The organism is Aliiruegeria haliotis (assembly GCF_003003255.1).
Taxonomy (GTDB): Bacteria; Pseudomonadota; Alphaproteobacteria; order Rhodobacterales; family Rhodobacteraceae; genus Tropicimonas; species Tropicimonas haliotis.
Map to the genome: position 1 here is coordinate 555425 of NZ_PVTD01000001.1, position 15092 is coordinate 570516.

At 67.4% G+C, this 15092-nt stretch carries 13 protein-coding genes; 4 read left to right on the forward strand and 9 right to left on the reverse strand.

Going from position 1 to position 15092, the window contains the following annotated elements; translation table 11 throughout:
- Positions 1-944 precede the first annotated feature (944 nt).
- The 9 genes from hypE to CLV78_RS02520 form a co-directional block, all read right to left on the reverse strand.
- Entirely contained in the window at positions 945-1961 is a 1017-nt protein-coding gene (hypE, locus tag CLV78_RS02480; RefSeq protein WP_106203176.1) for a hydrogenase expression/formation protein HypE, read from the reverse strand.
- Positions 1958-4264, reverse strand: coding sequence for a carbamoyltransferase HypF (gene hypF, locus CLV78_RS02485; RefSeq protein WP_106203731.1), 2307 nt, complete (start codon positions 4262-4264; stop codon positions 1958-1960). The genes hypE and hypF overlap by 4 nt, the downstream gene beginning before the upstream one ends.
- The gene (gene hypD, locus CLV78_RS02490; RefSeq protein ID WP_106203177.1) at positions 4261-5370 is read right to left on the reverse strand and encodes a hydrogenase formation protein HypD; all 1110 of its coding nucleotides are present in this window, start codon (positions 5368-5370) and stop codon (positions 4261-4263) included. The genes hypF and hypD overlap by 4 nt, the downstream gene beginning before the upstream one ends.
- A gap of 2 nt (positions 5371-5372) precedes the next feature.
- On the reverse strand, positions 5373-6125 hold the full coding sequence (gene hypB / locus CLV78_RS02495; RefSeq protein ID WP_106203178.1) for a hydrogenase nickel incorporation protein HypB: 753 nt from the start codon (positions 6123-6125) through the stop codon (positions 5373-5375).
- Positions 6118-6510, reverse strand: coding sequence for a hydrogenase maturation nickel metallochaperone HypA (gene hypA / locus CLV78_RS02500; protein WP_106203179.1), 393 nt, complete (start codon positions 6508-6510; stop codon positions 6118-6120). Before hypA ends, hypB begins: the two co-directional genes overlap by 8 nt.
- Complete coding sequence (locus tag CLV78_RS02505) at positions 6503-6730, reverse strand: HypC/HybG/HupF family hydrogenase formation chaperone (protein ID WP_106203180.1); 228 nt, start codon at positions 6728-6730, stop codon at positions 6503-6505. Before CLV78_RS02505 ends, hypA begins: the two co-directional genes overlap by 8 nt.
- A gap of 319 nt (positions 6731-7049) precedes the next feature.
- A complete protein-coding gene (locus tag CLV78_RS02510; protein ID WP_106203181.1) occupies positions 7050-8570 on the reverse strand; it encodes a tripartite tricarboxylate transporter permease in 1521 nt (506 codons plus the stop codon).
- Complete coding sequence (locus CLV78_RS02515) at positions 8570-9055, reverse strand: tripartite tricarboxylate transporter TctB family protein (protein ID WP_106203182.1); 486 nt, start codon at positions 9053-9055, stop codon at positions 8570-8572. The genes CLV78_RS02510 and CLV78_RS02515 overlap by 1 nt, the downstream gene beginning before the upstream one ends.
- A 96-nt stretch (positions 9056-9151) precedes the next feature.
- Entirely contained in the window at positions 9152-10174 is a 1023-nt protein-coding gene (locus CLV78_RS02520; RefSeq protein WP_170111640.1) for a Bug family tripartite tricarboxylate transporter substrate binding protein, read from the reverse strand.
- 368 nt (positions 10175-10542) lie between these two features.
- Between CLV78_RS02520 and CLV78_RS02525 the strand changes: the two genes are divergently transcribed.
- The 4 genes from CLV78_RS02525 to CLV78_RS02540 are packed head-to-tail and all read left to right on the forward strand — an operon-like array spanning position 10543 to position 15053.
- Entirely contained in the window at positions 10543-11853 is a 1311-nt protein-coding gene (locus CLV78_RS02525) for a serine/threonine protein kinase (protein WP_106203183.1), read from the forward strand.
- Between the two features lie 2 nt (positions 11854-11855).
- The gene (locus CLV78_RS02530) at positions 11856-12911 is read left to right on the forward strand and encodes an FHA domain-containing protein (protein ID WP_245924808.1); all 1056 of its coding nucleotides are present in this window, start codon (positions 11856-11858) and stop codon (positions 12909-12911) included.
- Positions 12895-13842: a PP2C family protein-serine/threonine phosphatase gene (locus tag CLV78_RS02535; protein WP_158263403.1), complete on the forward strand. Its 948-nt coding sequence runs from the start codon at positions 12895-12897 to the stop codon at positions 13840-13842. Before CLV78_RS02530 ends, CLV78_RS02535 begins: the two co-directional genes overlap by 17 nt.
- Positions 13839-15053, forward strand: a complete 1215-nt coding sequence (locus CLV78_RS02540) for a hypothetical protein (protein ID WP_106203185.1) — start codon at positions 13839-13841, stop codon at positions 15051-15053. Before CLV78_RS02535 ends, CLV78_RS02540 begins: the two co-directional genes overlap by 4 nt.
- Positions 15054-15092: the final 39 nt, after the last annotated feature.

The window sequence follows — 15092 nt, forward strand, 5'->3', positions numbered from 1 at the left end:
GAAGTCGAACCCGACCGGTGTGGGACCCGGCAGGCGGTGCCACGCTCCCCGATCGGAAAGTTGAGTGCGATGATCCGCGGACCCGGGCCTGTCGGTTTGGGGACACGCGCGCGACACGCAGCGACGCGCAGCGCGTCCTTGCAAGGATCTGGTGTCGTGCTTCGGGGCCCCGGCAAGGTTTGGCGAAAAAATGCTCTGGTAGCAACATCGCAGACCGGGAACACCGCGACGGCCACCGCCGCAATGCCCACCACGATGGGGTGAAGGCGCCCGAGCGTGCGGGTCCATCGGCCCCGACGTCCGAACACGCATCAGGTCCTCGGAGACCCTCGCTGCACGTGCCGCGCGGCGATCACGCGGGTTCGATCCGGCGGCAGGGTACACCGGCGCGGCGTTTGCACCGTCGGGCGGTCACGATCCTCGTCCCGGCTCCGCGGCGCCGGCATCGCACAGCGTCTTCCGGTTGAACCATGGTGCGGGGCGAGCTTCGGGCCACGGCCTGCCATGGGGGCGCAGCCACCCTTCAGGGCAGGGCGCGCATCATCGATTCCCGTGTCTCCGAAATCGCACTGCCGTCCGGCGGTATGCGGTTTCCAACCTGCTTCGTTGTGCTCTTATTGACCCGGAGCTGCGCGACGGGCGCAGGTGCCGGGCAACGTACCCGGTGCCTGCTCGTTCCGAGTGCATTTCCGAATGGCCCCTCGATGTTCGAGGGACGGGAGTACGCCATGCGGTTTCGAAGACGTTTCGGGGCGCGGGCGTGCAGATGGCCGCCGACAGCCATGGTGGGCTGCGGCCGTGGTGCAATGCGCCCTGACGACTGTCGGGTCGGCAACCGCTGCGCGCAGCCTTCATGAGCACGTGCAATGTGTTGGCGCTGTCTGCCTCCGCCCGGAAAGGATGCGCCGCACGGCGTCCGGCAACACTCGGCCTTTGGGGCGTGATCAGCAGATCCTCGGCAGCGGGTCGTCCTCCAGTTCTTCGAGGAACCTCTCGCCACCGACCGTCGTCCTGAGCGTCACGCGCCCTCCGCCTGCATTGCCACCCAGCGTTCCGGCAATGGCGGCATCGGTTCCGCCGGGCAGATCCTGCCAGGCCGCCAGGGCTTGCGCGGCCGTTTCAGGTGCAACCACGGCAACCACCCGGCCCTCGCACGCGAGATAAAAGGGATCGTATCCCAGCATGTCGCAGACGGCTTGAACCGCCGGCCGCACCGGAATCGTCGCCTCGTCCAGCGCGATGGAGAGGTCGGTCGCCCGGGATATCTCGTGCGCGACCGTGGCGAGGCCGCCGCGCGTGGGATCGCGCATGAAACGAACACCGGGAACACCGCGCAGGGCCCGGGTCAGGGGCAGCACGCAGGCCGCATCCGACCGGATGTCCCCGCGCAGGCCGAATTGCTCCCGGGCGAGCATGACAGCGATCCCGTGGTCGCCAATCGGGCCGCTCACGAGCAGGACGTCGCTTGACCGGATCTCGCTCATGGCCAGCGCGTCGGGGTGCCGGGAGACCCCGATCCCCGTCGTGGCGAGGTAGAGGCCGCCACCCTCTCCGCGCGGCAGGACCTTCGTGTCCCCTGCGGCGACCGAGACACCGACCTGCGCGGCCGCGCGCCCGATGTCTGCCACGATGCGTTCCAGCCGCGCAACGTCGAACCCTTCCTCTATAAAGGCGTTCAGGCTCAGGTAGAGCGGATCGGCCCCCGACACCGCAAGGTCATTGACGGTTCCGTGCACCGCGAGCGACCCGATGGAGCCGCCGGGGAACTCCAGCGGTTGAACCGTGAAGCCATCGGTCGTGAGCATGATCCTGTCGCCCGGCAGCGTCAACGGAACGGAATCGGCGTCGGTGTCCAGCGTTTCGCTGCCGAGGTGTCGGGCGAAGACCTGCTCTATCAAGTCGCGCATGTAGCGTCCGCCATTGCCATGTGCGAGCGCGATATGGCTGTCCTGAAGCGTCATCGGATGTGCCTTCCTGCCTGCGCGGCATATTCCACCACCTGCCCGAAGGAGAGCCCGGCGTCATTGCAAGGGACCGTCCGGTGCATCCGCAGCGGGATCTTCAGACCGGTCGTCCTGTCGAGGATTTCCCGTACCAGCCGGGCATTCTGGAACACGCCTCCGGTCAGGCCGATCTGCGAACAGGGGAACTGCGCACATAGGATCCGGGCAAGGTCCGGGACAACCTGCGCCAAGCTGGCGTGGACATCGACGGCCCGTTCCCGCGGACGTCGGCGGTCGTTGGTCAAGGCGGGCAGGAGCGGCGCCCAATCAACTTCCCAGATCCCGTCGCGTTTGGTGATCGGCATTCGGGTCGGCTGGCCGGCGATGCGCCCGGCAAGGGTTTCCAGCCGCATCGGCCCCTGCGCTTCGAAACTGCCGTGGGTGATGCCCGTCACGATGCAGGCCGCCGCATCGAAGATCCGCCCGGCGGCGGTGGTTTCGATTGTGTTGATGCTCTGTTTCCAGGCGGTGTAGGCGATCCTGACCCCGTCGGGCGGGTTGGGGAGGTCGCGCCCCTCCGCCCAGCAGAGCGCGGCGGCACTGCGCCAGGGCTCGCGCCCCGCCCGCACGCCGCCGGTGAGTCTGAATGGCCGGAACCGGGCGACGCGACGCCAGCGCCCGGGCTGGCCCCAGAGCACGTCGCCGCCCCAGAGCGTGCCGTCTTCGCCCAGTCCCACGCCATCCCAGGCAAAGGTCAGCCAGTCTCCGCTGGCCTCCGGATGGTCTGCGGCCAGCGCCGAGGCATGGGCGTGATGATGCAGGATCTGCACCACCGGAAGGCCTTGCTTTCGCGCCCAGCGGTGGGTGGTGTAGCCCGGATGGGCATCACACAGCAGGACGCTGGCCCGCGCACCGTAGAGGTCCTGAAGGCTGCCCGAGACCGCGTGCAGCACCTCAAGGCTACGTGGGCTGTCCATGTCCCCGATGTGGGGGGAGAGGACCGCGCGGTTGCCGAAGCCGAGAGTCATGGTGGCCTTCATCTGGGATCCAAGGGCGAGCACCGGGGAAGCGACCGACCGTGGAAGCGCCAGTTCGAGCGGCGCGGTGCCACGGCCGGTTCGCAGCGGGACAATCGTTCCTCCGATCTCCCGAAGCACCGGATCGTCGGCGGGGCGCGCAATGGGCCGATCGTGGTGCAGGACGGCATCGGCCACGCCGAACAGGTGCGCGTCGACCTCCGCCGGAGTGGTGAGAACCGGCTCGCCGCTGAGGTTCGCCGAGGTTGCGACCAGCGGTCGGCAGAGCGCGTCCAGCAACAGGACGTGCAGCGGGCTGTAGGGCAGGAAGAGACCAAGATCGCCACAATCCGGTGCGACGGCGGGCGCCAGATCGGTCTCTGCCCGGCGTGGCAGCAGCACGATGGGACGGTGCGGCGCCCGCAACGCCTCGGCCGCGGGGGCGGTGAGGGTGACGAGCGCCCGGGCGCTGTCCAGACCATCGGCGCCGCATTCTGCGACCATGATGGCAAAGGGTTTGTCGGGGCGGCGCTTGCGGTCGCGAAGACGCTGAACGGTTGCCGCGTTGCCAGCATCGCACATCAGGTGATAGCCACCGATCCCCCGAACGGCGAGGATCTCCCCGGATGTCAGCGCCGCAATAGCCGCCTGAAGGGCTGTTTCGGTGCCCGCAATGTCAGGCTGTCCCCAGCGCGCGAACCGCAGCGAGGGGCCGCAGTCCGGGCAGGCAATGGGTTCGGCGTGGAAGCGGCGGTTCATGGGGTCCTCGTACTCCCTGCGACAGGCCGCGCAGAGCGTGAAATCGGCCATCGTCGTCTGTGGCCGGTCATAGGGCATCCCCTCGATCAGCGTGTAGCGGGGCCCGCACTGGGTGCAGTTGATGAAGGGATAGCGATGGCGCCGATCCGACGGGTCGCGCATTTCCCGCAGGCAATCCGCGCAGACGGATGTGTCGGCGGGAACGAAGATCGACGCATCGGACCGCGCGTCGCTGTCGCGGATCGTGAACCCCGTCATCCCCAGCGGGGCAGCATCGGCAACCTTGCCCAGGGCCGGCCGGGAAAGGGGCGGGGCCTTGTCCACGACGTCCCGGAGCCAGGCCCCGACATCCTCTTGCGGTCCCTCGACATGGGCGTGCACCTCGCCCATCCGGTTGCGAACCCAGCCCCGCAGGCCATGCGCGACCGCGATGCGGTACACATGCGGACGAAAGCCGACACCCTGAACATGGCCGGTCAGAACGATCCGCCGCGCCACGGGGGACGCATCGGCGTCATGCGCAGGGACGTCCGGGGTGCAGGTCATGCGATTGCCTGTTTCGCGCGGCTCCGCCGCCCGCCGGCCCACCAGATCCGGCAGGCGCCTTCGTCGGAGACCATGCAGGGCCCGACCGGGGTGCGGGGCGTGCAGGGTCCGCCGAAGATCCGGCACTGGTCGGGGCGGATCTGCCCCAGCACAACCCGGGCGCAATCGCAGCCGGCGGGCATCTCCCCCGCACGCCGGCGGGTGTCGTCCCGGACAACGGGAAAGACCTTTCGCGCATCATGGGCGGCATATTCCGCGCGCAGCGCAAAGCCGGAGGCGGGAAGCGTGCCGATGCCACGCCAGGCTGCGTCCGTGATATCCATGACATCCTCCAGAACCCTGCGCGCCATCGGGTTGCCGCCGGGCTGGACGACGCCGGGATAGCAATTGTCGAGACAGGCCCCGCCATCACGCAACTGCCTCAGCACCGCGTAGATCGCCGCCAGCAGGCTTTCGCTGTCGAACCCCGCAACGGCGGTGGGGATCCCGTGGTCGGCGGAAACGAAGTCCCACTCCTCCGGCCCCATGACAGTTGCCACGTGGCCCGGGGCAATCAGGGCATCGAAGCCGACCTCTCCGGAGTTCAGCAACATCGAGACCGCAGGCCACGTGAGCCGGCCCGACAGCAGCAGCGACAGGTTCTGCGGCACGCCCTGCGCCATCATCGCGGCAACGGGTGCGATTGTCGTCTCGAAACCGGCGGCGAGGAAGACGACAGGGCGGTCCGGGGCCTGCCGTGCGATCCCGACAACCTCCTGCGGGCTGGCCACGGCAACCACGTCGGCACCGGCGGCCCGGGCCTGCTCCAGCGAGCGGACGTCTGACTTTCGCACGTTGACCGGAACCCGCAGCATGTCACCGAAGGTCGCCAGCGTCAGCTCCTCCTCCATCGCGAGCCGGATCGCAAGGTGAACGTCTTCCTCCGGGCAGACACAAACGGGGCACCCCGGCCCCGGGATCAGCTCGATGGCCGGTGGCAGCGCCGCGCGGAGCCCTGCCTGCGTGATGGACCGCTCATGCCCACCGCAGACATTCATGATCCGAACCTTCTGCGGCAAATACAGCCTGCGAATACGCTGCAACCAGTCGGACGCGGTCAGGGCCATGGTCAGCCTCCCGGCGTTTCGGATGTGTCGGCATGGGACGCACGCAGCTCTGCGAGGTTTCGCTCCAGCCAGTTTGCCCAGTGCGCGATCCCGTCGCCCGATTTCGCCGAAACCTCCAGCACCGGCGCCGGGTTTGCGAGGTGACGGACATGTGTCGCGACCCGCGCAGGGTCGAATTCCGGCATGAACGGCGCGAGATCGCGCTTCGTGAGCAGCACGAGGTCCGCAGCCCGGAAGAGGACCGGGTATTTCGCGGGCTTGTCGTCGCCCTCGGGTGTCGACAGCAGCGCAACTTTCCGGTGTTGGCCGAGGTCGAACCCGGCAGGGCAGACGAGGTTGCCGACGTTCTCCACAAAAAGAATGTCCAGAGCGGCGAGATCCAGCCGGTGCAGGGCGTCATGTACCATCCGGGCATCGAGGTGGCAGGCCGTGCCGGTGCAGATCTGAACGACCGGCAGGCCACAGGCGCGGATGCGGTCGGCGTCGTTCTCGGTCTCCAGGTCGCCTTCGATCACACCCATGCGGAGGTCGCGGCCAAGATACGCGGCAGTTGCTTCCAGAAGCGCGGTCTTGCCCGTGCCCGGCGAGGACATCAGGTTGATGGACAGCACGCCATGCCGGTTGAAATGCGCCCGGTTTTGCAGCGCCTGGGCGTTGTTGGCCTGAAGCAGGCTGGAGTGGATCTGCGTGGCCTGCCTGCCAGTGGACGTCCCGCTCTCCTGCCATGTCTCGGTGCAGCCACAGGTGTCACACATGTCGGTCCTCCGAGTTTTCTTGTGGGCGCGGGGCAGGGGGCGCGTTCTCCAGCACGACCGACCGCAGCAGCAGTTCATCGCCAGAGCGCAACGTCGTTTGCCAGCCGCCGCACCGGGGACAGGTCAGCCGGTTCACGGTGGCGTCGCTTTCGGCCTGGCACGCAGGGCACCAGATGCGGACCGGCGGCGTGTCGATCCTCAGCCGGGCGCCGTCCGCACGGCTTCCCGCGCTGGCCAGAGGGAAGGCATGGGCGAGCAGCTCCGGCTCCACCCCCGCAAGTGGGCCAATGTCGATGTGGACCTCGCGGACATGCCGGGCACCGTGGCTTTGGGCGATGGCATTGACCTGCTGGATCAACGCCCGGCAGAGCGCGAGTTCATGCATCGTGCCGAAGGACCTCCTCGAAGGCCTCCCAGCTGAGCCGGGCCTCGGTCTCGGAGATCTTCTTGATGGCATATCCGACGTGGATCAGCACGTGATCGCCGACAGTCAGATCCTCGCCTTGCACCATGAACAGGTTCACGTCGCGCTCGATGCCGCCGGCCTCGCAGGTCGCGACAAGACCCTCGATCGCACGGATCCGCATCGGAATGGCAAGGCACATGGGATCTGTCCTTTTCCAATCGATATATTCTCCAATTCTAATGCGTTTTGACGGCAAGTACACGTGAACTTTTGACCCGCCCCGGAAGGGGGATGGTCGCCGGTCAGGCGGAACAGGACAGGAAGTGAGGGGGAAGGGCGAGGGTCCCCGGTGGCGATCGTGCCGAAAGACACCTCGCCCGCGGTGGAGATTGCTCAGCGGGGCAGGCGCCCAGCCTGTTCATCCCGGCGGTTCGGGCGACCGGTGCAGCCGGTTGGCCCGGTGGATTGCAGGCGGCGCCGCTGGTGTCACCACGCAGGGCGCGTGGGTGATCCGCGCGTTACTTCTCCGTCGGCCGCCCACGTCCTGTCAGCCGACCCATCGCGCGACGGACGGGCGGAAGGCCCATGGCAATGCTAAGAACGATCACCAGGACGAAGAAGACAGAGATCGGGCGCGTGAAGAAGGGCTCAAGCGATCCGTTGCTGAGCGTCAGGCCACGCCGCAGGCTCTTGTCGAGAAGGGCACCGAGGATAATGCCCAGCACCAGCGGCGCCATCGGGTACTTCATCTGGCGCAACACGAAGCCGAAGAGGCCGAACCCCACCATGACCCAAACATCGAAGAGCCGCTGGGTCAGCGCATAGGGGCCGATCACACAGAGGGTGAAAACGACCGGCATCAGGATCTCTCTGGGGATCTTCAGCACGAGGATGAACAGCCGCGTCAGCGACAGGCCGTAGATCGCGATTGCGATGGTCGCAAAGACCAGCATCGCAGCAATGGAATAGATGAACGTCGGCTGTTCGAACATGATCATCGGACCGGGCCGGATGCCATGGATGAAAAGCGCGGCGATCAGCACCGCCGCCGGGGCAGAACCGGGCACGGCAAGGGTCAGCGCCGGGATCAGGGAGCCGGGGACGACGGCGGAATTGCCGGTCTCTGCGGCGGTCAGGCCTTCTTGTGACCCCTTGCCGAAACTGTCCCGCTCCGGGCTGGTCTTCTTTGCGGCGGCATAGGAGGCCCAGGCACCGATATCCTCGCCCACACCGGGAATGATCCCGACGAGCGTGCCGATGATCCCGGAACGCAGGATGGTGAACTTGTAGCGGATCAGGTCGGCGATGCGCGGCAGGATGCGGTCGCTCGTCGTTTCCTTCTCGATCAGCTCGGGCTTGTTGCGCCACATCACTGTCAGCACCTCGGCAAAGCCGAAGGCTCCGACCATCGCAGGGATCAGCGCGATGCCGCCGTTCATCTGGTGGAAGCCGAGGTTGAATCGAACGTGGGCATGGATCCCTTCGGACCCGATCATCGCCACCATCAGGCCAAGCAGACCGGCGATGTAGCCCTTGAGTGGTGTGACCCCACCGGTGAGCTGCCCCGAGATCACGATCCCGAAGACCGCCAGCCAGAAAAACTCGAAGGATCCGAAATCGAGCGCGATCTCTGCCAGTGGCGGGGCAAGGATCACCAGCATGAGGATGCCGACCAGCGTTCCCAGGGCGGAGCCCGCGGTGGCCAGCGCCATGGCGTAGCCGGCCTTGCCCTGCTGCGCGAGCGGGTAGCCGTCGAGAGAGGTCGCGGCGGAGGCCGGGGTGCCGGGGATGTTGAGCAGGATGGCACTGCGAGAGCCGCCATAGATGGCGCCGACATACATGCAGATCAGCACCAGGATCGCGGTGTCGCGCTCCATCGTGTAGGTCAGCGTGGTCAGCAGCGCCACGCCCATCGTTGCGGTCAGGCCGGGCAGGGAGCCCACGAAAATCCCGAGCAGGGTCGCCCAGGCGACGTGGAACACAGACATCGGAGAGGCCAGTGCGACGATGGCGGCGACGAAGTTGCTCAGGCCTTCCATCACGGCAACCTCACCAGGAACCCGTAGCGGAACAGCGCCGAGATGGCGACCGCCGCGACGATCCCGAACACCGCCACGAAGCCGGCCGCCTTGAGCCGGGAGGGAGTGTCGGTCGCGGCGGGGACCAGGAACCAGCCGGCGAAACCGGTGATGAAGATCGCTGTCGCAATTGCGAACTCAAGCCGTCCGACCATCACCAGCGCGTAGAAGCAGCTCCACAGCAGGGTGAACAGGAAGTTGCCCCAGGATCCGCTTTCGACCTCGTCCGGGTCGCGTGGCGTCCGGGGGGCATTTATCGCCAGCAGGGCGGCACAGATCATCAGCGCACCGCCGAGGATCATCGGCACAAGGCCGGGAATGGACGCGGGATGGATCTGGCGGATTTCCAGCCGGTCCATCACATAGCCGCCCCAGGCCATCGCGGCCCCCAGCGCAAAGAACACTGCCGCGGTGACGCGGTCAGCAGTTGCGGAATCGAAACGCATCGGAACGGACTTTCAAGAGCGGCGGCACTCTGCCTGTAGAGGGTGCGTGCGAGGATCTCTCCCCGCACGCGTTTCGCGAGTGGTCGTCTGGTGTTGTTATTCGGCCGGGCAGGTGATGCCGATCTCGGACGGGTCGAGGACGGCTTCGCCGCGTGTCACGCGTGCGCAGGCTTCCGCGATCACGACTGGCATGGCCTTTTCCATGGCCGCCTCGCCGTAGCTGGGGTCGAAGACGGCGCCACGCTCTGAGGCATAGGCCATCATCTCCGGAGAGGTCATGACCTTCTCCTCCCAAACCTTGCCGACGGTCTCATAGACCTCGTCCGGGGCGCCGACCGGGATGAACACACCGAAGTAATCGGGCGCCACCGGCATGTCGGGCAGCCAGTCCGTGATCGGCGGGATCGGGTCGAGTCCCTCGACTTCGAGCGCCTTGTCCGAGAGCACGGCCAGGCTCTTGATCTTGCCGGCCTTGATCATCTCGGTCTGTTCGGTCGCAAGCTGGGTCGTTGCGTCCACTTCGCCGGCGGCCGCGGCCAGAACAGCGGGGTTGCCGCCATCATAGGTGACCATGCGCGCCATCAGCTCTTCGCCACCGGCGGCTTCCTTGATCGCGGCCATCGCCATGCCGCCGGACGAGTTCACGCCCGCGGTGCCGATGGTGACGTCCTGCGTCTTCATGGCCTCGAGGAAGGCGCCGAAATCGGCGTATTCGCGGTCGGCATTGACGCTGACAACCGGCACGTTCGCGACGTGCAGCATCACGAAGTAATCGTTGATCGAGGTGCCCTCGATCATGCCCGTCACCGAATAGGTGGCATTGTTGGCAATCGCGTTTGCCGTCCAGGTGTAGCCATCGCGCGGCGCGTCCAGCGCGGCCTTGGTGCCGATGGAGCCGGAGGCCCCGGGCTGGTTCACGATCACGATGGGTGTGCCGAGTGCCTCCTCGAGGATCGGTGCGACCACGCGGGTCACCTGGTCCGTAGAGCCGCCGGCCGACCATGGCACGATGATGTTGATCGGTTTGTCGGGTTTCCATTCCGCCATTGCAGGCATAACGGATACCGCCATCGAAGCCAGGGCGACCGTCGCCAAGAGTGTTCCCTTGTGGCCAAACATGTTTTCCTCCCAGTTTGCTACCAAGTAGTAACTTACGAAACGGTAACGTCGTAACTTCGGCTGAGTCAAGAGATTCTCCAAGCCGCGGCAGTTGTCGGGATGCCGGTTGCCGGCGACCCGGCGCACCCGGTTCGGCCAGCAGTCGAACCAGCGATGGGGCGGCGGGTCCAGTGCGACCGCCCGGCGCCGCGAACGACGGGTTCGACCGGCGGTTCCGATCCGCGCAATTCCCATAAAAAGCAGGGTGTATGCCACGCCTGCGGCGGTCGTCGCGCCGCAATCCGGCCACAATTCAGGCCAGACTCCAGACAGAGCGAGAGCCCCCTTCCAGGCCCCGCGACCCATTGGGACGGACGAAGAGGCAAACCATGACCGACAGTATGACAATGCCGGGCGCGCCGCCCGACAGCCTTCCCCCCGGCACGCCGCTGCTGCAAGGGCAGTTCCTGATCGAGTCGTTCCTGAACGCGGGCGGCTTCGGCATCACCTACCTGGCGCGAAACAGCCTCGAACGGCGGGTGGTGCTGAAGGAATGCTATCCGTCCTCGATCTGCTGCCGCAGCCAGAGCGTTGTCCATGCCCGGACACGCACCGACAAGACGGAGTTCGACCTCGTGGTGCGCCTTTTCGGCGAGGAAGCGCGGCGGCTGGCAAAGCTCGACCATCCCAATATCGTGGGCGTGCAGGACGTGTTCGAGGAATGCGGAACCGGCTACATGGTGCTCGACTACGTTGAGGGCAACGACCTTCTCGACATCATCGAACTGGAGCCGAGCCGCCTAGGGCCGCCGGAAATCCGGCAGATCACCCGAAAGCTGCTGGATGCGATCGGCCATGTGCACCGGCTCGGGATCCTGCACCGGGACATTTCGCCCGACAACATCCTGCTCGACAGCAAAGGCGAGCCGATCCTGATCGATTTCGGTGCCGCCCGCGACCGGGCCCGCCGCGCAAGCCGCGTGCTTTCGGCGCTGCAAGTGGTCAAGGACGGGTATTCGCCGCAGGAATTCTACCTCGCCGGGAGCCAGCAGGGGCCGTCGGGCGATCTCTACTCGCTCGGGGCGACGCTGCATCACATGCTGACGGGAGAATTGCCGATCTTCACCACGTTCCGGCTGGCAGCGCTGGCCGAGCAAAAGCCCGATCCCTACGTCCCGCTGGTCGGTCGGGTGCCCGGCTTCGACAAGCATTTCCTCGGGGCGATCGACAAGGCCCTGAACGTCTTTGCCAAGGACCGCCTGCAAAGCGCCGAGGAATGGCTGGAGATGATTGACGACACGGTGCGTCACCGCAAGCTGTCGGCGAAGGTGTCGGACGACCCGGAGGTGGCGCGGCGGATCCGGGAACTGGTCGCCGACACGAATGCGATCGTGAAGGTCGAGCAGGAACGAGCGGAGACACAGCGCGCGGAGCAGGCCCGCCGCGAGGAAGCCGAGCGACTTGAGCGGGAGGCCGCCAGGGCCCGCGCCCGCGAGGAGGCCCTGCGGGAGGCACGCGAAAGTGCGGAGGCGGCCCTCGCAGCGGCACGAAACGATTCCGCCACGGTCGCGCGGGACGGTGATGGGAACAGCCTTGTCAGGGACAATCCCGAACGGCGTCCGGGCTGGGTCCGACGGACATTCTCCGGCCTGCGGCGGGTCGCATCGACCCGGCGCGTGGGCCAGATGGAAGGGTATTGAGCATGAAGCTGTTTCGCAGGAAACCCAGCATTGAAAACACCGCATCTGACAACGCATTGCATCAGGACGCAGATGCGCCGGACGGGCCCGACGCCGCTGTGGCGCCGGACGTGAGGTGCCCAGAGGATCCCTATGCCGCGCTAGGGATCCCGCGCGAGGCAGTGTCTCAGGCCGACCCGCCCGATCCGCCGGCAGTTTCCGCTCCTGCTGTGGACGCCGTGGACCCTCCACCGCCTGACGCGGAGCCGTTGCCGCCGGTTGCTGTGGCCCCGGTGGCAGCCGCTGAGAGCGTGGCGCCCGTTGACACCGACGGCGCGCCCTTCGTCGCCCGGGCGCGGATGGCGAACTACCAGCAGAGCATGCCCGCCCGGCGGCGGATCTGGGACCTGGAACGGGAGGAGCCGCATGCCGTGCCCGGCGAAGCCCCTTCCGGTGCGGAGGACCAACACACGGCGCCGGCGATGGATGCCGCCAGCGCACCGGCCGGGGCGCCGGCCGACGATGTGGCCCTTGCACGTCAGCAGATCGCCCGGTTTTCGCAGGCCGGGCTCGCCCCCGGTCAGGCGGTCCCGGATGGTGGCCGGGCCAAGACGCGCGTGCTCGGGTTTCAGTCCGCGGCCTTCGCGGAGCGCGATCCCTTTGCCGGCGCGGCCCGACAGGGGGATGCTGCGGCCCCGATGTTTCCGGTCGGCTGGATCGTGGTGGTCGAAGGACCTGGACGGGGTGCCTCCTTCACCCTCAGCAGCGGCGTTTCGAGCATCGGGCGCGGCGAAGACCAGACCGTTCGCCTCGACTTTGGCGACCGGTCTATATCCCGCCAGAACCACGCGTCGATCGCGTTCGACGACGAGTCGAGCCGGTTCTTCCTCGGCCAGGGCGGCAAGTCCAATATCGTCCGGCTGAACGGACGGCCCGTGCTCTCGACCGAGGACCTGTCCGAGGGCGACACGATCCGCATCGGCGAGACCAGCCTTCGCTTTGTCGCCTTCTGCGGCGAGCGGTTCGACTGGACCGCAGAGGATGAAAGGACCGCAGATGCGCATGTCGCCGCCGAGTGAGCTGTGCCTCGATGCCGCGACGGGGCTGAGCCTCGGCGCGCGAGAGAGCCAGGAGGACGCCGTCCTGTGCGACGTGCCGCGCGGCGGTGGCGCCGGTTTCGTGGTGCTGGCCGACGGGCTTGGCGGACATGTTGCCGGGGCGTTGGCCAGCCGGCTCGCGGTCGCCACGGCGCTGGATGAACTGGCGCGGCAACGGGCCGCCAACGGCCGTCTGGAGGGCGAAATCCCGGGCCTGCTGGTGGATGCCGCGCTCGCGGCCAACCATGCGATCCTGTCCCATGCGGAGGCCAACCCGGAGACGGCCGGAATGGGGGCAACGCTGCTGCTCGTTGTCGTTCAGGACAGCGCCCTGCATTGGCTGTCGATCGGCGACAGCCCGTTCTACCTGCTTCGGGACGCGGAGACCCGCCAGCTCAACGAGGTGCATTCCCTTGCGCCGCAGTTCGACTTCCTTGCCGCGGCCGGAGAGCTCGACCCGGAGGTTGCGGCCAACCATCCGGACCGCAGTTGCCTGACCTCGGCGCTCGGGCAGGACCCGCTGCGCCAGATCGACTGCCCGCTGGAGCCGTTTCCCCTGCGCGCCGGTGATGTGTTGCTTGCCGCCAGCGACGGGATCCTGACGCTGTCGGAGCGGGCGATCCGCGATGGGCTGGCGTCTCGCCGGAACGCCGCCGCCTCCGATCTTGTGGGCGGGTTGATGGGGCGCGTGGAGGATTGTGACGCGATGGGGCAGGACAACCTTTCCGTCGCCGTGCTCCGGGTTCTGGCGTCGGACAAACGCGCGGCACGAGCGCCACGGTCCGAGCGCGGCGGGCTCATGTCCTGGCTGGGCCTCGATGGCATCCCCTCGACCGCCGGGGTCGGACATGCCTTCCGGGCGCAGTTCGACCCGCCCCCGGGCGGCACGCCTGAGGCGGAGCGGGGCAAATGAAGGCGACCCCTGCGGCCCTGAGGTCTGCCGATCAGCTTGCCGCGGTAGTTGGCGCCGGCACGCTCCCGACAGGTGTGCAGGACCTCGGACGGCGGGTTCTGGAGCGGGTGTCATCGCCCGTGCGCATCGCGGTCCTCGGCGCGCCCGACGCCGGGCTGGCCGGGGTCGTGAACGCTGTGCTCGAGGGGGACATCGTGCCCGACCGCAGTGGCATGCCGCCGCTCGACCTGTCCTTCGGCCTCGATCCCGCGATCCGCGTCGTCACTGCCGAGGGGCAGGAGAGCGCCGTGGATCTCGCGACCTTCGCGCGGCTTGTCCCCTGGGATCTGGCGATGGTTTCCCTCGCGGCCCCGGTGCCACTGCTGGAAAAAGCCAGTTTCCTTCTGGTTCCGCTCGAAGGCCGAATGCCGGATATCGAAGCCGCGATTGCCTGGGCTGCGCGGCGGGCGGACATGGCGGTGCTGTGCACGACGGAGCCGGGTGCTGCCGGGGCGGGCGTTGAGGGGCAGGAGATCCTTGAAAGACTGCCGGAGGCCCTTGTGGATCATACCTTTCTGGCTGTCACCGGCACGGTCGCCATGCGAACCGGAGGTGGGGATTCGCTGGCGGTCGAGCTTGATCCGGAAGCGCAGGTGCGCGGTCTCCACTGGATCGGTGACGGGGCAGGGCAGGCGCAACGGCTCGCGCAGTTCAGGGCGGACCTGTTCGATCATGTCTCGACGGCGCGGCGAGAGGACCTCGAAAGCGCCCTCGTCTTCCTCGACCGCTACCGGGCCGTGCCAGAGGTTGGCCCTGCAACCACGCCCGAGCCGCAGGATGCCGGGCTGGAAACGAAGGCTCCCGCCACCGATGTCGCACCGGGTGTGGACGCGGCACGTCCCGACCCCGTAACGGATGCGCAATCACGGGCACCGGCTGAGATTGTCTGCTTCCTCTCCGCCCGGGCGGAGGCCTTGTCGCGCCTGTGCGATGTGCCGGGGGGCGATGCGCTGGAGGCCGCAGCGCCGGATGTTCTGGCCCATTGCATGGAATCGATCGAGACCTGCGCCGGGATGGCCACGGAGGATTGTGGCGCGGCGGGGCTGGTGCTGGCGGAGGCGTCGGACCTGATGCTGCTGATGCAGCTTGAGGCGACCGCGGATGCCGTCTGCGATGCCGTGGCGCTTGTCCTGCAGGTCCGCAACGATTGCGAGAGCCTGCTCTGCGCCTGACCACCATACCTGATCCCGTGCCCGACCCGGGCCTGCCCC